Source organism: Bartonella japonica, assembly GCF_040545385.1.
Classification (GTDB): domain Bacteria; phylum Pseudomonadota; class Alphaproteobacteria; order Rhizobiales; family Rhizobiaceae; genus Bartonella; species Bartonella japonica.
The window spans coordinates 40,457-63,718 of sequence record NZ_JBEPLT010000009.1 but is presented as its reverse complement, the minus strand read 5'-3'; the positions used below and the strand labels follow the sequence as shown (position 1 = coordinate 63,718).

Annotated in this window: 18 protein-coding genes, 2 tRNA genes and 2 pseudogenes; 16 read left to right on the top strand and 6 right to left on the bottom strand. The window is 35.3% G+C overall.

Annotation, left to right across the window (positions count from 1 at the left end):
• Positions 1-85: 85 nt before the first annotated feature.
• Genes ABID39_RS05165 through ABID39_RS05150 form a run of 4 tightly spaced genes read left to right on the top strand, consistent with a single transcriptional unit; the run spans position 86 to position 3,738 of the window.
• On the top strand, positions 86-1,159 hold the full coding sequence (locus ABID39_RS05165) for an ABC transporter permease (RefSeq protein ID WP_354186708.1): 1,074 nt from the start codon (positions 86-88) through the stop codon (positions 1,157-1,159).
• Between the two features lie 2 nt (positions 1,160-1,161).
• Positions 1,162-2,091, top strand: a complete 930-nt coding sequence (locus tag ABID39_RS05160) for an ABC transporter permease (protein ID WP_354186706.1) — start codon at positions 1,162-1,164, stop codon at positions 2,089-2,091.
• The gene (locus ABID39_RS05155) at positions 2,084-2,959 is read left to right on the top strand and encodes an ABC transporter ATP-binding protein (protein WP_354186704.1); all 876 of its coding nucleotides are present in this window, start codon (positions 2,084-2,086) and stop codon (positions 2,957-2,959) included. Before ABID39_RS05160 ends, ABID39_RS05155 begins: the two co-directional genes overlap by 8 nt.
• Positions 2,956-3,738: an ABC transporter ATP-binding protein gene (locus ABID39_RS05150; protein ID WP_354186702.1), complete on the top strand. Its 783-nt coding sequence runs from the start codon at positions 2,956-2,958 to the stop codon at positions 3,736-3,738. Before ABID39_RS05155 ends, ABID39_RS05150 begins: the two co-directional genes overlap by 4 nt.
• A gap of 1,045 nt (positions 3,739-4,783) precedes the next feature.
• Here the strand turns inward: ABID39_RS05150 and ABID39_RS05145 are convergent.
• A tRNA-Thr gene (locus ABID39_RS05145) sits at positions 4,784-4,856 on the bottom strand.
• A 468-nt stretch (positions 4,857-5,324) separates the two neighbouring features.
• Here ABID39_RS05145 and ABID39_RS05140 point away from each other — a divergent pair.
• On the top strand, positions 5,325-5,528 hold the full coding sequence (locus ABID39_RS05140) for a SlyX family protein (protein ID WP_354186700.1): 204 nt from the start codon (positions 5,325-5,327) through the stop codon (positions 5,526-5,528).
• Between the two features lie 612 nt (positions 5,529-6,140).
• On the opposite strand, the gene ABID39_RS05135 is transcribed toward ABID39_RS05140, so the two are convergent.
• Positions 6,141-6,461: a hypothetical protein gene (locus tag ABID39_RS05135; protein ID WP_354186698.1), complete on the bottom strand. Its 321-nt coding sequence runs from the start codon at positions 6,459-6,461 to the stop codon at positions 6,141-6,143.
• A gap of 178 nt (positions 6,462-6,639) precedes the next feature.
• On the opposite strand from ABID39_RS05135, the gene ABID39_RS05130 reads away from it, so the two are divergent.
• From ABID39_RS05130 to ABID39_RS05095, 8 genes and pseudogenes are all read left to right on the top strand, one after another.
• Positions 6,640-8,067: an amino acid permease gene (locus tag ABID39_RS05130; protein ID WP_354186696.1), complete on the top strand. Its 1,428-nt coding sequence runs from the start codon at positions 6,640-6,642 to the stop codon at positions 8,065-8,067.
• Between the two features lie 41 nt (positions 8,068-8,108).
• Positions 8,109-8,789: an energy-coupling factor ABC transporter ATP-binding protein gene (locus tag ABID39_RS05125; RefSeq protein WP_354186694.1), complete on the top strand. Its 681-nt coding sequence runs from the start codon at positions 8,109-8,111 to the stop codon at positions 8,787-8,789.
• Positions 8,786-9,397: an energy-coupling factor transporter transmembrane component T family protein gene (locus ABID39_RS05120; protein ID WP_354186692.1), complete on the top strand. Its 612-nt coding sequence runs from the start codon at positions 8,786-8,788 to the stop codon at positions 9,395-9,397. Before ABID39_RS05125 ends, ABID39_RS05120 begins: the two co-directional genes overlap by 4 nt.
• A gap of 37 nt (positions 9,398-9,434) precedes the next feature.
• Positions 9,435-9,989 carry a biotin transporter BioY gene (locus ABID39_RS05115; protein WP_354186690.1) on the top strand — a complete coding sequence of 185 codons (555 nt, stop codon included), beginning with the start codon at positions 9,435-9,437 and terminating at the stop codon, positions 9,987-9,989.
• A 371-nt stretch (positions 9,990-10,360) separates the two neighbouring features.
• Positions 10,361-10,669 (top strand): hypothetical protein, encoded by a 309-nt coding sequence (locus ABID39_RS05110; protein ID WP_354186688.1) that lies wholly within the window; start codon positions 10,361-10,363, stop codon positions 10,667-10,669.
• A gap of 985 nt (positions 10,670-11,654) precedes the next feature.
• A complete protein-coding gene (locus tag ABID39_RS05105) occupies positions 11,655-12,083 on the top strand; it encodes a hypothetical protein (RefSeq protein ID WP_435521308.1) in 429 nt (142 codons plus the stop codon).
• 1,057 nt (positions 12,084-13,140) lie between these two features.
• Positions 13,141-13,476, top strand: a complete 336-nt coding sequence (locus ABID39_RS05100; RefSeq protein WP_354186686.1) for a hypothetical protein — start codon at positions 13,141-13,143, stop codon at positions 13,474-13,476.
• Positions 13,457-13,762, top strand: a pseudogene (locus ABID39_RS05095) (phage terminase large subunit); the annotation flags it as partial. The gene ABID39_RS05100 and the pseudogene ABID39_RS05095, both read left to right, overlap by 20 nt.
• A 525-nt stretch (positions 13,763-14,287) precedes the next feature.
• On the opposite strand, the gene ABID39_RS05090 reads toward ABID39_RS05095, so the two are convergent.
• Positions 14,288-14,363: transfer RNA gene (locus ABID39_RS05090), tRNA-Phe, on the bottom strand.
• A 406-nt stretch (positions 14,364-14,769) separates the two neighbouring features.
• Between ABID39_RS05090 and ABID39_RS05085 the strand changes: the two are divergent.
• The 3 genes and pseudogenes from ABID39_RS05085 to ABID39_RS05075 all read left to right on the top strand — a co-directional run bounded on the left by ABID39_RS05085 (position 14,770) and on the right by ABID39_RS05075 (position 19,275).
• Positions 14,770-15,932 (top strand): annotated as a pseudogene (locus ABID39_RS05085) (phosphoserine transaminase).
• 401 nt (positions 15,933-16,333) lie between these two features.
• Positions 16,334-17,623, top strand: coding sequence for an adenylosuccinate synthase (locus ABID39_RS05080; protein WP_354186684.1), 1,290 nt, complete (start codon positions 16,334-16,336; stop codon positions 17,621-17,623).
• Between the two features lie 233 nt (positions 17,624-17,856).
• Complete coding sequence (locus ABID39_RS05075; RefSeq protein WP_354186682.1) at positions 17,857-19,275, top strand: hypothetical protein; 1,419 nt, start codon at positions 17,857-17,859, stop codon at positions 19,273-19,275.
• Positions 19,276-19,416: 141 nt separating this feature from the next.
• Here ABID39_RS05075 and rpoH read toward each other — a convergent pair whose 3' ends face one another.
• The 3 genes from rpoH to ABID39_RS05060 all read right to left on the bottom strand — a co-directional run bounded on the left by rpoH (position 19,417) and on the right by ABID39_RS05060 (position 22,930).
• A complete protein-coding gene (gene rpoH / locus ABID39_RS05070; RefSeq protein ID WP_354186680.1) occupies positions 19,417-20,301 on the bottom strand; it encodes an RNA polymerase sigma factor RpoH in 885 nt (294 codons plus the stop codon).
• Between the two features lie 168 nt (positions 20,302-20,469).
• Positions 20,470-21,468 (bottom strand): RluA family pseudouridine synthase, encoded by a 999-nt coding sequence (locus ABID39_RS05065; RefSeq protein WP_354186678.1) that lies wholly within the window; start codon positions 21,466-21,468, stop codon positions 20,470-20,472.
• Positions 21,469-21,499: 31 nt separating this feature from the next.
• On the bottom strand, positions 21,500-22,930 hold the full coding sequence (locus ABID39_RS05060) for an aldehyde dehydrogenase family protein (RefSeq protein ID WP_354186676.1): 1,431 nt from the start codon (positions 22,928-22,930) through the stop codon (positions 21,500-21,502).
• Between the last annotated feature and the right edge of the window lie 332 nt (positions 22,931-23,262).

Below are 23,262 nucleotides of genomic sequence, written 5' to 3'. Positions count from 1 at the left end.
GTATAACGTGCTTGATTAGATTCTCCTTTATTATATAAAAAAGGTTTTAGTTTTATGTTTGGTTGCTATGGAGAGGGATATACTAGTGGTTTTACCATGTTTAGATGCTGAAAGAGTAGTCTCACAAAAGCAGAAAAGATTGTTTGTATGGGACTTCTTTTTCAAGGGATTGAAGCTGCTAATTTCAGTTTTTATGACGCTTCTTGGGTTGGTAACCATTACTTTTTTTATTGGTCATCTTCTCCCTTTAGATCCTGTTCTTGCTATTCTTGGTGATAATATTAGCCAGGAAGCTTATGATGCAATGTTTTATAAGTTGGGTCTTGATAAGCCGTTGGTTGTTCAGTATTGGAACTATCTTCGTGATGTATTTTCGTTTAATTTTGGAGATGCTTTAACCTCAGGGCGTCCTGTCTTAGAAGATGTTATGCGTGTATTTCCTGCAACGTTGGAACTTGCCACAGTCGCTATTGTTATTGGCACGAGTCTTGGTATTCCATTTGGTGTTTTTGCAGCAATGTATCGTGATTCATTTATTGACTATTTTGTTCGTATTTTTACACTCCTGAGTTATTCCACTCCGACTTTTTGGCTTGGTTTAATGGCGCTATTGATATTTTACGCTAAGCTTGGTTGGATTGGTGGTCCAGGGCGTATTGATTTTCTTTATGAGTATTCTTTTGAACCTAAAACGGGATTTTTTCTGTGGGATACTGCTCGTCAGGGAGTGTGGGATGCTTTTTGTAATGTCTTTGGTCATATTATTATGCCCGCTTTAATCTTGGCTTTTGGTGCTATGGCTTATATTAGTCGTATGACCCGTGGGTTTATGATTGAACAGCTTAATCAGGAATATATCATTACAGCGCGTGTAAAAGGATTGTCGTTGATGCGAACGGTTTGGGGGCATGCTTTCCGTAATGCTGCTGTTCAAGTTATTACTGTTGTCGCGCTTTCTTACGCTTTTTTATTAGAAGGTGCTGTCTTGACGGAGACCGTTTTTGCTTGGCCTGGCTTTGGGCATTATTTAACGAATGCTCTTTTGGCTGGAGATATGAATGCAGTTGTTGGATGCACTTTGCTTATAGGGTTTATCTTCGTCGCCATTAATTTATTTTCTGATTTGCTTTATCGCATCTTTGATCCAAGGACACGTTGAATATGACAACAATAAATCATCAAAAATTGCAATCCTCATTTTTTTTGAGGCGTTGGCTCAACGAACCGATTCCACGGACAATGGTTCAAGCAAATGTACAAAGAATCTATCGTGCATTAATCAAATTTTCTCATAATTTTTCGGCTATCTTTGGTTTGATTATTATTTGTATTATTATTTTCTGTGCAGTTTTTGCTCCTTGGATTGCTACGCATAATTTTGTGAGCAATGATCTTGCTCATCGGTTGCAACCACCATCTATGCTGCATTATTTGGGGACAGATGAATTGGGGCGTGACATTTTTAGTCGTCTTGTTTTTGGTGCGCGTATCACTCTTTATGTTGTTTTTCTCACGACAATTATTGTTGGGCCAATCGGACTGATTGTTGGGGCTGTATCTGGCTATATAGGGGGATGGGTTGATACTGTTCTTATGCGCATTGTTGATGTTTTTCTTGCTTTTCCAGCTTTGATTTTAGCGCTTGCTTTTTCAGCAGCATTGGGACCAGGCATTGAAAATGCGTCTATCGCAATTTCCATTGCAGCATGGCCACCAATAGCGCGTTTAGCACGTGCTGAAACTTTAACGATACGATCATCTGATTATGTTTCTGCGGTCCGCTTGCAAGGGGCATCGGCTTGGCGCATTATTTTGTTTCATGTCGCACCAATGTGTATTCCTTCAGTGGTCGTCCGGTTAACGTTAAATATGTCTGGGATTATTTTGACGGCTGCTGGTCTTAGTTTTTTAGGTTTGGGAGCTCAACTTCCGAGTCCTGAATGGGGGGCAATGCTTTCGTCAGGGCGTGAATTTATGATGACAAATTGGTGGTTGGCGGCAGTACCAGGTTGTGCAATATTGTTTGCAAGCCTTTCCTTCAATCTTTTAGGTGACGGGCTTCGTGATATATTGGATCCACGCAATGGATAAAAAATTATTAGAGATAGAAGATTTACGTATTTCTTTTCCCACAACGCGTGGCATTTCAGAAGTGGTGCGCGGCGTTAGTTTTTCCGTTGGAAAAGAAAAGATCGGAATTGTTGGTGAATCTGGGTCCGGAAAATCAATGACTGGGCGCGCCATACTAAAGTTAAGTCCAAGAGCAGCAATTGTTAAAGCCAAAAAAATGCGTTTTGACGATGTCGATTTATTGGCTGCCAGGGAACCTCAGATGCGAACTATTCGAGGGAAACGTATTTCAATGATTCTGCAGGATCCAAAATATTCGCTTAATCCATTAATGCGGATTGGAGGGCAGATTATGGAAGCTTACCGTATTCATTATCGCGTTTCAAAAGCCGAAGCCCGAGAACGATCAATTTCTATGTTGGAATCTGTTCATATTCGTGATCCTGAACATGTGATGCGATTATTCCCTCATGAAATATCAGGTGGTATGGGGCAGCGTGTGATGATCGCTATGATGCTTATTCCTAAACCTGATTTAATTATTGCTGATGAGCCAACTTCTGCACTTGATATTACAGTAAGACTCCAGGTATTATCCGTATTGGATGAGCTTGTAACCAAATATGGAATAGGGCTTATTTTCATTAGTCATGATTTGAATACTATTGCTAATTTTTGTGATCGTGTTTTGGTTATGTATGCAGGTCGTGTGTTAGAAGAATTGCCTGCTTGTGATTTATCTCGTGCATGTCATCCTTATACTAAAGCTTTGCTAGCTAGTTTACCACGGCTTGACAATCCTGTTGATGTTTTAGCAGTTCCTGAACGTAATCCTGATTGGTTGTATAGTCCTACGATCGTTAATGGTGTTGAAGGAGTTACTCCATGAGCAATTGTGAGAATATACTTGATGTTTCTAATTTATCTGTAACATTTGGACATCGGCACAAGGCTGTGACGGTTGTTAAAAATGTCAACTTTCATATTCAGCGTGGTGAAGCCTATGGTCTGATTGGTGAATCAGGATGTGGAAAATCAACTATTCTGAATACATTAGTTGGGCTTATTTCAGATTATAGTGGGCACTTCGTTTTTGATGGAAAAGAAGTAGAAAAAAAAAGAAATAAGAATTTTCTACGTCGGATTCAAATGGTTTTTCAAGATCCTTATGCTTCGCTGCATCCAAGAAAAATGGTCTATACTGTTCTTTCTGAATCTCTCAAAATTCATGGGATGGATAATTCAAAAGAACGTATATGTGATGCTTTAAATTCCGTTGGTTTAGATTCTTCATTTCTTTATCGTTATCCTTATGAGTTATCTGGAGGGCAACGTCAGCGTATTGCTCTTGCACGCGCTTTAATTATAGAGCCAGAAGTTTTGCTACTTGATGAGCCTACATCTGCATTGGATGTGTCGGTACAGGCTGAAATTTTAAATTTATTGAAATCATTACGAGAGGAAAAAAAGCTCACTTATTTGATGGTATCTCATGATCTTGCTGTTGTTGCACACATCTGCGAACGTGTTGGAATTATGCATAAAGGAGTTATTATTGAAGAGCTTAGCAATGATGATTTACGCAATCTGCGCGCAAAAAATGACTATACAAAAATGTTTCTTGAAGCAAGTATTGAACCTATTGTGCATAGAGAAGAAAGAGTATAATAGGCTTTACAGAAGAAAAAATTAACTTTCTAAAATGATTAAGATCATTTTTTAAATATTTTGGATGTTTTCTATTCTTAAATGAGGAAATACGTTATTTTAAATAAACATAGATTTTACACATTAAAGAAGTCAGAACGCTGTTTTTCGCAGTATTTGCTTGTTTATTCATAAATATGTCATTTTTGTTGTGTCATATTCTCACATTCTTAGCATAATTAATGCTTTTCAATAATTTTCCTTTGTTTTTTGCAAGAATAATCTCGTAAATTTCTTTAGATGCTTGTTTTTTTTTAAGAAAACTCAAAGTTTTTAGGTATGGTCTGAAATGAATGGATGTTAAGTATAATAATTATCGCTGACGTTACGCAGGATAAAAGGAATCTTATACATAAACAGTATTTTTAATATATTTATAATTTTATTTAAAGAAGTATTATTAAAAAGTATTGTTTTTATTTAATCTTTATTTATTGTCTATTAAAATATATATTTATTAATAAATATTATTATAAAATTTTATTCATAAAATATAGTAATTATTTGCAGATAAACTTATCATTTTATAATGAGAAATAGAAATGAGTAAGGTGCTGAAAAAATAAAAACTGAGTAATAAAGAGCAATATTTGTATGATTGTACATATGCAAGAAGGAGAAGAGTATTTTGTCATTTTAGAATCGGCAAAGTAATAGGTTTGTTTTAGGAGTATATAAAATTAGGAAGTTTCAAAGAACCTTTGAGAAGTCTTTGAAGAGTTTGCTTCTTTAAAAGCTCATTCGAAAAACTGTGAAAAAATAAATTGATACAAAATCTGATGTCAAAATGTACAAAACTCAGTGACAAATTACAAACGTATAAGTTAGGGAGAGTTGTTCAGTACAGAAAAAAGAGCTACTCGCATTCGCATCAGAAAAAAATGAGGAGCCAATGAAAACAAATTAGGTAAAGTTGTATAAACCGTAAAAGGTGGAATAAAAGATAGTCCAAAAATTTCTATTTGAACAAAAATCTATATATTTCAATTTATTAAATAAAAAACGGTGCCGCATGCCGGATTCGAACCAGCGACCCCATCATTACGAATGATGTGCTCTACCAACTGAGCTAATGCGGCATATGCTTGTACATTAAACAAACAAGAATTAGCTTGAGGGTAATAACCAAAACTATGCACAAAAGCAAGTATACATTTTTTCAATAATTTATGAGATGGTACTCGTTGGGGTAAGAAGAATCCTTCATGACAATTAAGAACAGAACAGTATTTTTATTTTAATATGATTAAATAGTTTTCAATTGACGATCATATCAAATCTAGAACTTGTATAAAAAGTGCATTTTGGGAATGGAAAGTGATATCAGGATATTTCCGTTAAGATAAAAATATCTTTTACTTTAATGGAAAATGAAACAATTTATTGAAAAAGCGATTGAGGGAATATGAAGTATCATCACTCTTTGTGAAGTGCAGATAAGATCAGTGGAGTTTGTAGAAAATTACTTCTCATTTTTATAAAAATGAGGATAAAAAGGATGCTTTAATAAAATTAAACATGTTTTTATTGAAAATGGAGTAAAAACTATGTCGGATGAAAATCGACTGATAGAACTGGAAACGAAACTAGCTTATCAGGAAAGGCTTATTGAAGAGCTTTCTTGCGTGGTGACAGATCAATGGAAAAGTTTGAATGAGATGTCTAAAAAAATTAATATCTTAACAAGGCGGTTTGCGGATTTAGAAGAACGGAATTTTTCTGAAACTGTTGTGCCTCCGTCTTCTCATTAATAAGGATGCTAGATATTTTTTCGAAGCTTTCAAATTATTTTCGATAATAGTATCTTGGTTTTTTCAAGAGATAGCGGGTAATCACTCTCAATAGTATTATTTTATCATAACTACAGTTGTTGGTTATCCAGTTTTTTTATTTTGTTCTTTTAAGCAGATAAGTTCGCCGCCTTTGATAGGATTTAGAATTTTTCTTAATTATTTCAATAAATTCTAATTTTATAAGGAAGTTGATATTATAAGAAGGCATTTTTGTATGCAATTTATGGTGTGGGAAAACAGAGAAAAACTTTTAGAAAAGATAAATGAAAGATCATAAGCGATTTTAATTATTGCAATATATTCAATTTCTTCTGTACAGATTTTTATAGCAGGAATGGCAAGTTAAATTAAGTAGTCCATTGCTTTTAATGAATGAAAACGAGCTTATACTTTAGTTATTTATAGCAAACATAAGAGTTGGTGTATGTTTGATTAGGCGTTTTTTGTATGTGCCTGTTATCAAAGTAGCTTTCAGCTCTCTTGATAAAATAAGACTCTCTAACGTGTGTTGATTGTGTATGGTACAATGACTTTAGAAAAGGCTTTTCAATATCAGTTATATTCTTCCTTTTATATATACGATATTTTATGAAAGGGCTTTTGTTTTTCGCGATTCAATGTACAAAATATTATTGCTATAGCACCCAATATAAACCACACTGGTAAACAAGTAAGCGCAATACAAATTGAGGATAGGGGAGAAGGTATGATATTATGTAGAGATTGGTTCAATTCATAGATATCTGTTTGCAGAAGATTTGCCAATATTTTACTCAAGGGGGTTGTTGTCCAGTGTGATGCGCTCATAGAATGTACGCTATCAATGGCAAAGACTATAATTGTTAGTGTAACGAAAATGAATGTCATGAATTTGAGTAAAGGGCGAAGCATATTTCTTCCTATAATTTAAATGGAACAATTGCATAATGCACAGCAAAATAAGCGGTTGCATTGTGACAAAAAAATAAGTTTATGTCCGTTTTGTATTTTTTTATAAGAGGTATAAAAACTCCGATTATTTTATTTCTATAAAAATTGAGTTTGAATTCAACAAAAGTAATGAGGAATGATGTTTGAAGAAAAGCATAATGAATTAAAGCGTAACCTTCAAAATCGTCATGTTCAAATGATTGCTTTGGGAGGCGTCATTGGAACGGGGCTTTTTTATGGGTCAACAGAATCTATAAAATTAGCTGGTCCTTCAACCATTCTAGCTTATCTTTTTGGGGGGATTATTATCTATTGCATCATGCGAATGCTTGGTGAGATGTCTGTAGAAGAACCAACATCTGGTACTTTTAGTTTTTTTGCTTATAAATATTGGGGAGATTTAGCTGGTTTTATAACAGGTTGGAATTATTGGTTTCTTTATGTTCTCGTTAGTATGACTGAACTTACAGTTATTGGGTTTTATCTAGATCACTGGATTTTGATTGATCATTGGAAGTCATCTTTTAGTATTCTTTTGTTGGTGACATTAATCAATTTATTGAATGTTCGTTTTTATGGTGAATTTGAGTTTGGTTTGGCTTTGGTTAAAGTCGCTGCTGTTGTTGGTATGATTATTTTGGGAATTTTTCTCATTATAACTGGAATAGGTGGGGATCAAGCAGGTATTTACCATCTTTGGGCACATGGCGGTTTTTTCCCTTATGGTGTAGTGGGCGTTGTTTTGGCTACATGTGTGGTGATGTTTTCTTTTGGAGGTACAGAACTGATTGGTATTGCTGCTGGAGAGATATCAAATCCACGAAAAACAATACCCATAGCTATTCGTAAAATTATGTGGAGGATTATAATTTTTTATATTGGCTCTATGAGCATCATTATGATGATAAGCCCGTGGAACATGATCGAGAAAAATGGTAGTCCGTTTGTCACAATTTTTGAGACTATAGGAATTCCAGCTGCTGGTCATATTTTGAATTTTGTGGTCATTATGGCTGCTATTTCTGTTTACAATAGTGGCATTTATTCCAATGGACGTATGCTTTATAGTTTATCTATGCAGAAAAATGCACCACATATTTTTAGTAAACTTAGTGCTGCTCGTGTTCCTTATGTCGCTATCCTTTTTTCATCAATTTGTACTGCGTTGATTATCGTTGTTAATGCTTTTGTTCCTGATAATAGTTTTATGCGGATTATGGCTCTTGCAACTGCGGCAGCGGTTATAACTTGGGCTATTATTGTTATTGTTCATTTGAAGTTTCGAAAGGCACATAAAAATAAAAAAGGCGATTTTATTTATGCATTTGGTTTATATCCTTACGCCAACTATTTTTGCCTCTGCTTTCTAGCCTTATTATTTTGTATTATGTTTTTAAGTGGCTTTGGACAGAATGGGTTAATGGTCAAATTTTTTGATATGATAGGAATAAGAGTATCTTTTCTTGAAACATATATTCCTGTGCAGATGCCTGATATGAGTTTGTCCGTTATTATTATTCCTGTATGGTGTTTATTTTTATTCTTGGGCTATAAACTGAAGCGATAGCGGTAAAAGAGATAATAAAAGGGATTGATAGGAATAAAGTTTTGGGGATTATAAAATTTGATAAGGTGACACAAGTCTTTGGTGATTTGTGTGTTTTGAAAGATATTACTATACAGCTTACAGAAAAGAGAATTGCTGTTATTGGTGCCAATGGTTCTGGAAAAAGTACATTTGTTCGTTTGATCAATGGGCTACAATTACCATCTTATGGTTTTATAAGTGTTGATGGGCTTGATACAAAGCGTGATGCAAAGGCAGTAAAGCGTAAAGTAGGGTTTGTTTTTCAAAATCCAGATAATCAAATTGTTTTACCATTGGTGGAAGAAGATTTATCTTTTGGTCTTAAAAATCTGAAACTTAGTAAAGATGAAATTAAGGAGCGTGTAGATGAAATTTTACAGCGCTATGATCTTCAAACGTTTAGAAATCACGCAGTTCACTTATTAAGTGGTGGACAAAAACAACTCGTTGCCATTTCTAGTGTAGTGGCCATGAAACCAGACTATATTGTTTTCGATGAGCCGACGACATTACTTGATTTGCGAAATAAGCGCCGTGTTACGCAAGTTATAGAAGAATTATCACAAACGGTGATTATTGTATCACATGATTTGGAGTTTCTCGAAAGGTTTGATAGAGTGCTTGTATTTGATAAGGGGGAAATAGTTGTTGATGATGTACCTTTTGTTGCTATCAAAGAATATGTAAGAAGAATGTCGTGATCGGTTTATATCTTCCTCAAGATACTTTTGTTCATAGACTCAAACCAGGAATTAAGTTGCTTTTCCTTGTTGTGTGTACAACCATTCTATTGATGGTATCAGCCGTACCACTTCTTTTATTTTTTTTATTATTTGTAGTTTTACTGTATAGAATTGCTAAGGTTCCTTTTAACAATGTGTTGAAGCAGCTTAAATCAATGGGGTTACTTTTAATATTTATCTTTGTTTTCCAAGTTATTTTTAAAGGTTGGTTTACAGGTTGTGAGGTTATATTGCGGTTTCTTTCTCTCATTTTTTTAGCATTACTTGTATCTTTAACAACGAAAGTTTCGGATATGGTGAGTGCAATTGAAACATGGCTTCAACCATTTCGACGTTTTGGAATAAACCCATCAAAATTTAGTATGGTTTTATCTTTGGCAATCAGGTTTATTCCGGTTGTTAGTGAGAAATTTAATGAAGTGCATGAAGCACAGCGAGCACGTGGACTTGATAAAAATATTGCCGCTCTGGCAATACCGTTAATTATACGAACAATAAGGATGGCTTCAGAAGTTGCTGAAGCACTCGATGCGCGATGTTATGACGGTGATACTGAAAATATTTAACGATGGTACACAGTTATTCATAGTAAGGGGGTAATTAATGAACACAAAAGATCTAACTTATATTGCTTTATTTGCGGCTATTTACGTGGTTTTAAGTAGTTTTCCTGCTATTTATCTTCCCATTTCTCTTGGTGTGCCGATTACTGCTCAGTCGATGGGGCCTATGTTAGCAGGATCTATACTTGGGGCGAAAAGAGGCTTCTTGGCATCATTGCTTTTTCTTGTACTTATAGCAGTTGGATTGCCTGTATTACCTGGTGGACATGGAGGCATGAGCGTTTTTTTAGGTCCTACGGCTGGCTATCTGATTGGTTTTGCGGTTGGTGCATTTTTTATTGGCTTTATGGTTGAGCTCTTTTGGCAGCGATTAAATTTTGTTATATTATGTGTGATAAATGCTGTGGGTGGAGTTGGCGTCGTCTTTCTTTTGGGAATACCATGGATGGCGTATATTACTAAGACTCCTTTATGGGCAGCAATAATGAGTACATTCGTTTTTTTGATTGGTGATTTTCTGAAAGTATTGATTGCATCTTTTGTTGCATTGGCGATCAAAAAATCCACACCTCTTATTAAGTCAAAGAAAGGGTAGTTCTATTTTTAGCCAAGGCGTTGAGGGTTATATAAAGACCAAAAAAGAGAATATAATAAAGTTTTCTTTTTTATTTTTGGCAGTGATGAAAGGGAATATACTAGGAGAAAATAAGCTTTATATACTGTATAAATGACAATCTAAAAACAGTAATGTATCTTATATAGTATTTATATTTAAATATCATTAACAAGCATTGTAAATTGTTTTTTCTTATTTTAGTTATAATAAATTTATTATATATAGTATAAGCATTAATTTAAATACAAAATGTAATTTTTATTTCTGTATTATTTTTTATTTACATAAATATAATATTGTGTTATTTACATTATGTATATTTGTTAAAAAATATAAAGAAAAGTAAAAATATGAATATAAGATATTTCTTTGCTATATGCGCTGTTATTTTAAGTATTTCATTTGGCGTAAAAGCGTCTGAGCGTGCAGTTTTTCAAGAAGAAGCATCTATTATTGTTGTTTATACTGTTTGCACAACAAACATAGTTATTGACGATGAAGTTGATTCTTTATTGAATAAAGTTATTATTCCTGCATATCCAGGTGATCATGATATATTTTGGAAAAGCCTAGCACCAATTTTTCAGAAGATAAAACGTATATATATTGATTTAGGATCATATTTATACGCTTCTATATTCTCTATATTCAGATGGTAGGGTGTAAAAAATACACAACTATTATTGTTATCTTAATTTTTACATTAAAGTTATAACTTATTTTTTAATATTTAAATTTTAAAAAAGTTCTTAATTTTATTATATAAAGGTAAGATATTACAGTTTTAATCTATTCAATATAGACTATTTATATCTATATGTTGAATATATAAAGTGCTAATTTATCAGCGTAATCAATTTAAATAGCTATATCATTAATGTTTTCCAATGTGTTGAGAAACACTGAAATGGTTTTATAAAGCAATGTAAGTGTTTTTTCATAACAATTTTTTTGAACTTAATTTTATAAGTCTGTTTAAGGTTAAAAAGTGATGTCTCGTTTTTTGAAGTGAACAGCTTTTGTCCTTTTCTTATTTGTTATTGATTTAGTTTGCGTTACGGGTGAATGGCTTGCATGGCTAGTGGCAAGAAAAGAAGGGGGATTTCTGGCTAATGAGAACACCATCTTGCAAAATATAGACCGGAAGAAAATCTTTGTTGCGCATCATTTCATTTGAATGCACACATGCATTATAATATTTGCATCATGATTTGCTTTTTATGGTCTATAATACATGACAATTTTATGTAAATGATCAAATGAATCACGTATAAAACTATGGATTCTAAAAGGGATTCACATATAATATAATTATATAACATATTGATTTTATTGTATTTTACGCATAATTCTTTGTCAAGATTGTACGATGTTTGGCGATTAGGTGTGAAGCTAAAAGACGATTAGATCGAAGAATATTTCACGCAAAAAATTAATGAGCATTTACAAAAGCGGAGAAAATATACATTAGAGGGTATAAGTGAAAAAACGAAAATAGGCGATATTCTAAATTATGGGGCAGTTAAGACGCACCAAAAGGCCGTATATCATGAAAAAAATACTCCGTGAAGTCGTCTGATACGTTGGCAATAGAAAAATGCGTGTGCAAAGCGTTTTTGTTTAACGCTACAAGAGGCAAAAAAGCTGTTCGCTGGTACCTATATAGGACGGTTTTGTTTGAAAGGTGAGCTCACTCAAGAGCAATATGAAGATGCGCAACAATATCTACAGATAAGGAACAATTATCTTTGTGCAAAAGGATTGCTTGGCGCTGTTTATGATGATGTATGTACAAGCTCAGATCCAAATAAACTTGAACAGTGGGTTCAAAAAACAACCAATCACTATCAAGCTGTGCAAGAGGCACTAAAAGAAGCACAGTGTCTCTATAGACAGTATAATCTTTATGCAGCGTTACAGTCTATCGTTATAGAAGATCAATCATTACCGCATCTTGTAAGTTCACTACGAGTTGCTCTGAATGCTCTACAGAAATATTTTGATTCTCATTTAGAGAATAAAAAGAATAACATAGGGCAAATAAGTACAGCGGTTGTTAATGAAAATAAATAAGCAGGAATTTTCAATCTAAAACGCCAAAGTAAATTAATAATGATAGACATTATACTGATAAATATGAGTATTGCTATTACAACTATTACATCATCTTTTCTGAAAAATAACATTAATGCCCCCGCTTTTTTACTCGTCAATCGCTCTGTTTAGTTCTTGAAACAATAAATTCCTTGCTCTAGTCACTTTACGGTATAGTTTTAGGTGCTTAATAATAGAGTAAGGAAGAAAAATAAAAAAGATCATTGCAAGTATTGCCATAGTTATTTTTCTCTTCTTATTTCTGTGGTTTGGTTAGTAATTTCTTCGTCTAGTTGCTTAATAGCTTTTTTCAGTTTTTTCTTTGTCACTATGTACACTACCGTAGAGATTGGTAGGGAAGTGTATATGAGCAACACGCATAACTAGTCCTATTGCGGTTATAGCATCCATCTGCTCTCTATCTGCATTGCCTAGTATCATGAGAATAATAGATAAACATATGCTTATAAGAGTTATTAATGTAATTTCTTTTTTTGAAACAATACCAGCGTTTCTTGTTTCATGGATTTCTTTTTGTATATTGAGTATTTCTTCCCATTGAGAAGATGTATCATCTTATCTTTCAAGAAATGTCTCTGATGTTTGTGGTGTTTGTATTGTCATATTGGTATTACTTGCTTGTTTAACATTTTTCCGGTTTTATGAATCATTCGCATTTCGCTCTTTTTTAATCAGAGCAAAATAAAACCTCTGTAATTGTTATGATTATGGATAATATAATTGTGCTTATCATCTGTTTCCCCCCTATTTTTACTTTATTACGAGCACAAATACTTGATACTATTGTATAATTGATTCGTTAAGATGGTACAACGACATTTCATCTGTTGTTAAAAACACTATATTTAGGTGAAGAAAATAAAAAAACACAATATCATGATTTTTTGTTGACAGAGTGTTTTGTTTAGTGTCTAATGGTGTCGCTACACTAGTCGTATTGTATCTAAAATTGGTTGTATTTATTTTGTAAGCCCTGCATTTGCGGGGTTTTTTTATTATCTAGAGGGCGTATTTTATGACGTCACAAAATGCTATTCAAACTCCACAGTCACCTCCTAAGCGTATACCTCCTAAAGCAGGAGTGGGACGTGTCAAAGGCGTTCCAAATAAAATGACGCGTATTTTGAAAGAAGCGGTGATTAAAGCCGCTGAGAATGCAGGCAATAAAATAGGCAATGATGGTTTGGTTTCTTATTTAGAAAAGCAAGCTGTTAGTTGCCCAGCGGCTTATTTAGCGTTGCTTGGTAAGGTGTTGCCTTTACAGGTAATAGGGGAGAATGGAGGAGCGATAAAGCTGATCGGGCATGTGGAAATCGCTCCTTTAACAATGAATGACGACAAGACAGATTAAGATTGTTCCAAAGCTCATTCCTATTTTTACAGGCAAGGCAGCGGTGCGTGCGGCTTGGGGTGGACGAGGATCAGGAAAGACAAGATCATTTGCTTTGATGGCTGCTTTAAAAGGCTATCAATTTGGCATGGAGGGTATCTCAGGGGTAATCTTGTGTGCAAGGCAGTTTCAAAACTCACTCGCGGAAAGTTCTTTAGAAGAGATTAAGCGAGCAATAGAAGCGCATGATTTTTTAAGGGATTATTACAAGGTAGGGGAGGCTTCAATTAAGTCAAATGACAAACGTGGCATTGGTTCGGGTGCTGAATATGATTGGTCCAATTACAAAGCAGACAGGATTATCGTCAAGAGAGCAATAATACGGCTGAAAATAGAAAATGCAGTAAACAAGAAAAGCGATGCTGATGTGCGGGTTGAGCTTTCTCGCTGGGTGCGCAACAAATAAATACGCTTCTTGTATTGGTTGGTTTTCAATTTATTTGGAACAGAAAGATCTTCTTGTGATAAGCACAAACTTAGCAAGAGAGATATTAAAACATAACAAGCAAGGTGAGTGCTTATGTGGGTGAAAATATGCTCAGAGAACCAAGTGATAAATTCTTGTCTTTTGGGATAGGGAGGGGATTATAGAATCAATTCTCAGAATAAGAAATGCTTTAGACCTCTCTCATAAATAAACAATTAATCTTGAAATCTACAATACACTCCAGAGGAAAATGTAAAAATCTATCCCCTCACTTTTATTTATGAATCCCTCATAGTGAAAAAAATAGAATAAGAATAATATACTAAATACAATAAGGAAAAGACATGGTGCCCAGACGCGGATTCGAACCACGGACACGCGGATTTTCAGTCCGCTGCTCTACCAACTGAGCTATCTGGGCACATTCCACAAAACACGTGAAACGTGTGCGGTTATAACATTAAAATTTTCTCTGTCCAGCCATCAAAAGAAAAATAATTGATTTTTTTATAATTTTTCTCCGTAATCTAGGAAATTATAATAACTTTTTATCATAAAATAAACTTGATAGCTATATTACGATGCATTACTTTACGACCATCAAGATATGCTGTCTTATTGTGGTAATGATGCGAGTAATTCCCTTTTTAGAATCAATCTTGGGATATGATTTAAGGGGGATATTTCTGGCTAGGATTTTACGTATTTTAAGCTTACAAATAAATAGAAAACATTTTTGATTTCGAAAAAGATTATTGGAAAAGTTTTTTGCAATAACAATTTATTTTTCTTTAAAGAAAAATGGGGCATATATAGGGGGAGAAATAATGGTAATGTTAAAAAAACCAAGTTATCGTCCAAATAATCCTAATTTTTCTTCGGGTCCTTGTAGTAAGCGCCCTGGTTGGACTTTTGAAGTTCTTAAAAAGGCACTAGTTGGGCGTTCACACCGGTCAAGAGTAGCAGATTTAAAGCTTGCTGAAGTTGTTGATTTAACACGTGAAGTTCTTGAAGTACCTTTTGAATATCGTATAGGGATTGTCCCTGCTTTCAGATACTGGCGCTGTTGAGATGTCTTTATGGTCTTTATTGGGTGAGCGCGGCGTCGATATAGCAGCATGGGAAAGTTTTGGCTCGGGCTGGATTGCAGTGTTGTTGAGCAATTAAAGCTTTCTGATGTACGATGTTTTGAAGCTCCTTATGGTGAATTGCCAGATTTAACGCAAATTGATTTTGATCGTGATGTTGTTTTACATGGAATGGAACAACTTCTGGTGTGCGAATTCCTGATGCAGATTTCATTCCAGATAAGCGGGAAGGATTAATAATTTGTGATGCAACATCAGCTGCTTTTGCACAAAATCTTGATTTTTCAAAATTGGATGTTGTTACTTTTTCATGGCAGAAAGTTTTAGGAGGAGAGGCTGCGCATGGTATGTTGATTTTGAGTCCTCGTGCTGTTGAGCGGCTTGAAAATTATGTTCCAGCTTGGCCCATACCTCAAATTTTCCGTATGACAAAAGATGGTAAATTGAATGAAAGTATTTTTAAGGGGGTCACAATTAATACTCCTTCTTTGCTATGTGTTGAAGATTTTCTTGATGGATTAAAGTGAGCAAAGGCACAGGGTGGTTTGCGGGCTCTAAGGGCGCGAGTTGAGAAAAATTTTTCTGTACTTGATGCTTTTGTTTGTAAAACACCATGGTTAGAATATTTGGCAAAAGACCCTAGAACACGTTCTAATACATCTGTGTGTTTAGATATTGTGGATCCTGTTATTACTGCTTTGAGTGTTGAAAAACGCGCATCTTTTATAAAAGCAGTTGTAAACCGTCTTGATGAAGAAGGGGTAGCTTACGATATTGGTTCGTATAGAGATGCTCCTCCAGGGCTTCGGGTTTGGACAGGGATAACGATTGAAGCTTCTGATATTGAAATTTTAACAGAATGGCTTGAATGGGCTTTTCAGGTTGAAAAAGCTTTACTTTAAGTAATTATTGGCGATTCTTTATAACAAAACTTTTTTGCAAAACAAAGAATATGGGAAGCCACGATGATTTGTCATATTATTGTATCAGATGATAGTTTTCAGATACTGTCAGATTACAAAAAGTTATGAAGATTGTACAGAAATGGTATTAGATTTTGGAGAAATTAAAAACCAAAATCTTTAAATTTTTATACTTTTTGCAGGAGAAATAACGGATTTAAAATAAAAATATATTTTAGATTTCGGTATTTTTTGCCTTTATTATCATAAAATTGAAGTTTTAATTGCTTGAAGATTGGGAAAATTAAAATGAAGAGTCGCACTTGCTCTAAGGTTTCGTTATAAAGAGGTGTTTGTTTTTGAATGCTGGTTTTAGTTGACCAAACACGACGGAGAAAGTTATGGCCAATGTAGTAGTTGTTGGTACACAATGGGGCGATGAAGGCAAAGGTAAAATTGTAGATTGGTTATCCGAGCGAGCAGATATCGTGGTAAGATATCAGGGTGGTCATAATGCAGGTCATACATTAGTTATTGATGGGGTTAGTTATAAATTATCGCTTTTGCCGTCTGGTTTAGTTCGTGGGAAATTATCAGTTATTGGTAATGGTGTTGTCGTTGATCCTCATCATTTTGTAGAAGAATTAAAAAAATTACGTGATCAGGGTGTAAAAATTACACCGGAAATTTTACGTGTTGCAGAAAATGCTCCTTTGATTCTTTCTTTACATCGTGATCTTGATGCAACCCGCGAAAGTAGTTTATCGGGTTTAAAAATTGGTACGACAAAGCGTGGTATTGGTCCTGCTTATGAAGATAAAGTAGGGCGTCGTGCTATCCGTGTGATGGATTTGGCGGAATCTGATACGCTTATGGCTAAGATCGAACGACTTTTAGGACATCATAATGCTTTGCGCAGAGGTATGGGCGTTGCAGAAATTAATCCTCAAGCGCTTTATGATGAGCTCATGCAAGTAGCGGATGAAATTCTCCCCTTTATGGATTGCACGTGGCGTCTTTTAGAAGAAAATTATAAGATGGGAAAACATATTCTATTTGAAGGTGCGCAAGGTGCTTTACTAGATAATGATTTTGGGACTTATCCTTACGTAACGTCATCCAACACAGTTTCTGGACAGGCATGCACTGGTTCAGGTATGGGAACTACTTCAATTCATTATGTTTTAGGGATTGCAAAAGCTTACACAACACGTGTTGGAGAAGGGCCATTTCCAACAGAGCAAATGAATGATATTGGCGAACTTCTTGGGATTCGTGGGAAGGAATTTGGTGTTGTGACGGGACGAAAACGTCGATGTGGTTGGTTTGATGCTGTTCTAGTACGTCAGATGGTAACAATTTGTGGAGTTCAGGGTATAGCACTAACAAAGCTTGATGTTTTAGATGGACTGGATGAAATTAAAATCTGTGTTGGTTATGAGCTTGATGGTAAAAAAATTGATTATTTACCATCTTCTATGGGAGCACAAGCGCGTGTGAAACCTATTTATGAAACATTCGAAGGTTGGAAAAAAGCAACAGCACATGCATTAAACTGGGAAGATTTACCGGTGCAGGCTGTCAAATATATACGCTATATTGAAAAAATGATTGGTACACAGGTTGCCTTATTATCCACGAGTCCTGAACGTGAAGATACGATTCTTATTACGGATCCTTTTGCAAATTAATAATTATTTTGAGATTGCAGTATAGATTTTTTCGTTTATTGCTGTGCTTTTTTATGAAGAAAGATATAGGAACAGGAGAGAGGTATGAAATAGCATTGTTTATTTTTCATATTCATTTTAAACTGTTACAATATATCAATAAATGACAATCAATTGAGAAGGCTAAAATAAAGGATTTTTTTGGTCTGAAAGCTGGGATCTATTTTCTCAGTTTGAGAAAGATTATCGAGGGTATGGTAGATTTCGTTGGAATCTTAAAGAAGGCAATTGATGCGCAAAGTAATACAACACCACAAGTGCGCAAGCGGATTTATGAGCGAGCTATCGAAACAATAGAACATCAGTTTGTTGTAGCAACAGTGCCACAAGCAATGGCAGATGAACAAAGAAAGATTTTGCAAAGTGCTATTGCAACTGTTGAAGAAGAATATTTAGCGATAGAAAAGAAGCTGCTTGCTTCAGTTATTGGGTGGAACCCTCAAGGTGTATCTGAAAATGACGGATACACAAAAAATTCTCCATTGTCACAAGGTGATGTGTTTTCAGAGGGAAAAATAGAAAAAAAGCAGGAAGCGATCACAAGTTTAAAGAATAATACGACGCTTGATAAATCTTCTGTGTTCGCTATGCCAGATGCAGAGCCTGTTAATATGGAAGCTTATTCGGATCCTCAGCATGTTGGAGACAGTATATTAAAAAGTTCTTCTTTGCCTGCCTTTTCACAAGGAGATAATCCGCATATTGTTTCGCATATTTTTTCTCAAGCTGTGCGCCGTGCTAATCGGTTGTCGATGCGAAGGCGTATTGTGATAGGTACTTCTGCTCTTTTTAGTTTTTTCGTTTTAACTATTGGTATTTGTTTTGTTGTGGGGCGTGTGTTTGTATCAAATGACTATCAGATTCTTGAGGGAGACCTTCAAGTTTCTCATGCATTACCAAAGGCACTTTTGGGATATCGAAAGTTAACAAAGCGTTTATTAGAAGATGGGAGCGAAATTGATGTTGGTTTAGATCAAATGGCAGATTCTTCAAATGAAGTAGAAACCTCAAGTATTATTGAAAGCAATTTGGAACAGCTAGGTGAAGCTATCTTTTATCAAGCGCGGACAAATAATGAGGCGGAAAAAGTGGCAATGGGGAATGCTCGTTGGACACTTATAAAAGAGTCTCGTGTGAAGGGGGATCCAGAAGAATTGGCAATCCGAGGTGATATAACGATACCAGATGAAGGATTATCGTTACGGTTGATTTTGCGTCGTAATACTGATTTTTCTTTTCCTGCTGCTTATATTATGGATCTTATTTTTGTTGCTTCTGATAAATTTTCAGGTCAAGCTATAAGCAGTGTTCAAAAATTAGCGTTTAAAGCAAGTGAACAATCCATTGGGCAGGATTTATTAAAGACTGTCACAGCAAAGATTAGTGATAATTTTTTTCTTGTTGCATTGAGTGGTAATCATTCAGTTCTTGACCGTAATTTACAATTGATGCGGGAATTAGACTGGATGCGTCTGATAATAACTGATAAAAACGGACGTATCAAGGAATTGACTTTTACAAAGGGACAAACAGGTAAATCCATTTTCAATGAAGTAATTGGACAATGGCTTGCACAACCAAATAAACTAACAGATTTTGGTCAGAAAAAATAAATCATGATATGGGTGAAGTTATGATAGAATTTTCACCATAAAAGAGTTTGGAAGTTTAACTTCAAAAAGCATAAAGCCAACGAAACTTACTCTTTCTTCATTTTAAGAATATACAAAAAGTTGGCTTTATACTCAACAACGCTACATCTGATTTTGGGATGAAGCAATAGCTTTGATAGAATCTTGTACTTTTTCAAATGCACGCATTTCAATTTGTCGTACGCGTTCCCGACTTATATTAAATTCACTTGAGAGCTCTTCTAGCGTCAGTGGTTGATCATTTAAACGACGTGCTTTGAATATACGTTTTTCGCGTTCATTCAAATTATCTATAGCATCTGTAAGCATGGAGCGGCGATTTTCCAATTCATTTTGTTCGATCAAAGCTTGTTCTTGATTTTTGGAATCATCTACTAACCAATCTTGCAGTTCGCCATTTTCACCTTCTTTTGTACGAAGAGGTGCATTGAGTGAAGTGTCACCTCCAAGTCGACGATTCATCGATACAACTTCATCTTCTGTAACATTCAATTGGGTTGCAATTTCTCTCACTTGTTCTAAGTTAAGATCGCCACTATCGAGTGCTTGAAGCCTATTTTTTAATTTACGAAGATTGAAAAAAAGGCGCTTTTGATTCGCAGTCGTTCCCATTTTCACCAAACTCCAAGATCGCAATACATATTCTTGGATTGATGCTTTAATCCACCATATAGCGTAGGTTGCAAGGCGAAATCCGCGTTCCGGTTCGAAGCGCTTAACAGCCTGCATAAGCCCTATATTCCCTTCTGAAATGACCTCTCCAATAGGCAACCCATAGCCCCGATATCCCATTGCAATTTTTGCTACAAGGCGCAAATGACTGGTTACCAACCTATGTGCAGCTTTTAGATCATTATGTTCACGATAACGTTGAGCCAACATATACTCATCTTTTGGCTCCAGTATTGGAAAACGACGCACTTCTTCAAGGTAACGATTCAATCCTCCGTCACCTATTGTTACTGATAGCATATTCATATGGGCCATATAGCACCCTCCTTTTTCATGAATTCCCTCATAAGGCAAATTCCATTTCTAGATGTTAAACATCTCTTTGACTTTACTTTAGCATAATTTTCAATTTTGTTCAAAAAGAGATATTTTTAAAAAATAGATATTTTATTGTGAAATCCTGAAAAGGTTAAAGGTTGCAATTTATTTTTTTAAATGCTCGATAAGTTCAGCCATGTCTTGAGGAAGTGGTGAAGAAAAAGACATAATTTTACCTGTAGCAGGATGTTCAAAAGTAAGACTAACTGCATGCAGTGCTTGTCGGTTAAATTGATCGATTGCATTTTTAATGATGGGATTCAGCATATTTGATTTCGTTTTAAAAGCATTTCCATAAACAGGATCACCTATGAGCGGATGCCCGATATGTGCCATATGAACACGGATTTGGTGAGTACGTCCAGTTTCCAAACGACATTCCAGAAGGCTAGCCAAGGAAGCTGTTTTTGCATGAATTTCGTATTTTTCTAAGAGAGAAAAATGCGTAACAGCATGTCGAGCATGAGGATGTTGTTCATGAAAGACAACTTGCTTTGTTCGGCTATGAGGAGAACGTCCAAGAGGTGCATCAATTGTCCAAACATGACGGCTAGGACATCCCCAAATCAAGGCATGATAACGTCGATCTAGTGCGTTGGTACGTCCATGATCAGAAAATTGGGCACTAAGATTTTTATGAGAAAAATCATTTTTTGCAACAACCATAACGCCACTTGTATTTTTATCCAGACGATGAACAATACCGGGGCGTTTAACACCGCCAATACCAGATAGACTATTCCCACAATGATAGATCAGAGCGTTAACTAATGTTCCCGTCCAATTTCCATTACCAGGATGAACAACAAGACCAGCTGGTTTATTAATAACAATGACATGATCATCTTCAAAGAGAATATCTAATGCAATGGCTTCACCGCTAGGTTCTGCATCACGAAGAACAGGCATTGACAGTTCAATGATTTGATGAGGTTTTAATTTTGTTTTTGGTTCCTTTACGCATTGACCGTCAATTTTAAGATAGCCTTCACGGATGAGGGTTTGCAGACGTGAACGCGACAGTGCATTGTGATATTGTTGAGCAAGCCACTGATCTAGTCTTTGTCCAAGAGAACATTCATCCGTTATTTTCTGTGTTATCATATGATTCCTATTAAACTTTTCATAAAGTCACTTACCAGTATGAAATTGCTTTGGTATCAAGAAATTCTTTGATTCCCCAGTGACCACCTTCACGGGCACGTCCAGAGAATTTTATGCCTCCAAAGTAACTCCCATCGGGTAAATCATGTCCATTCACTTCTACCATACCCGATCGTATTTGTGCAGCAATACGGCGGCATTTGTTACGATCTTGCGATTGTATATAGTTTGTAAGACCGTATTTTGTATCATTGGCTAAGGCTACAGCTTCATCTTCTGTGTTAAAGGGAAGAATCGAGAGAACTGGGCCAAAGATTTCTTCTTGAAAAATACGCATATTAGGTTTTACATCAGCAAAAACTGTTGGGCGGACATAATAACCCCGTTCCATTCCTATGGGTAAGCCTGTTCCACCGGCGATAAGTGTTGCGTCTTCATCAATTCCAGATTGGATAAGATTTTGAATCTTATCATATTGTTGTTTTGAAACAACCGGACCAATGTGGTCTCCTGCTTGGTAGTTTGGTCCTACTTTTGTTTTTTCAGCAATATCTTTGGCTATTTTAATAGCTTCATCATAAATGGTTTGTTCCACAAGCATGCGTGTTGGTGCATTACAGCTTTGTCCACTGTTATAAAAGCAATGTTGTACACCACGTTGAATAGCATTTTTATCAGCATCGGCAAAGATAATATTAGCTCCCTTGCCTCCCAGTTCCAGACAGACCCTTTTTAAAGTATTGCTGGCATTTTTAGAAATATCTTTCCCTGCTTTTGTTGATCCGGTAAAGCTAATCATTTCCAAATCGGGATGAGCAGAGAGGTAAGAGCCAACATTTTGACCATCTCCGTTGATTAAATTAAAAACACCGGCTGGGAGGGCAGCTTCATCTAAAATTTCAGCGAAGAGCATAGCAGAAAGAGGAGCAATTTCAGAGGGCTTTAACACCATGGTGCAGCCAGCCAAAAGAGCTGGAATAACTTTAAGGGTTACTTGATTCATGGGCCAGTTCCATGGAGTAATCAATCCTACGACGCCGATAGGGTCATAATGAAGAATCGCTTGTTCATTTCCTTTTATTAAAGTTTTTTGGAATGAAAACTCTTTATAAGCTTTGATAAAGTTGCGAATATGGGAACTACCGGCTGCGGTTTGTGCATTAAGGGCCATATCGATAGGTGCTCCCATTTCCATTGAAATGGTTTTTGCCATATCTTTCGAACGTTTTTCATAGATCTCTAAAATTTTTTCAACGAAGCTGAGGCGTTCATTGGGATTCGTTGTTTTCCAAGTTTGAAAAGCTGTTTTAGCAGCGCTAATTGCTTTATCTGCATCTTTTGCACTGCCTAGGCTAATAACAGCACAAGCCTCTTCTGTTGATGGATCAATGACGTGGAAATCATGAGGAGTGCTTGGATCGTCCCATAAACCATTGATATAAAATTTTTGCTTATTAAACATGTTTCACTCCCTTATTGTTGTATTATTATAATATCCTATTTGAGCTTTTTTGGATAAAAATAACAAGGATAATCTTATAAACGGTCGAGGAACCAGTCTAAACCAGTCTATTGTGTGACAATAAGACGGGAAAGTTATAAGAGGACTTTTTATGCTAGATATTTTTATGCTAAATAATTGTAATTATTGTACTCATTTATGAAATGAGAAGAAAATAAAATAATGAGCAAATTTTCTGTAATTTTTTATAAAAAAATTTCTTTATAAAAATATGAAGGATAGCTCTATGCCACCATGGACGTTGCAATTTATCTGATATTTCTGAAAAAAGC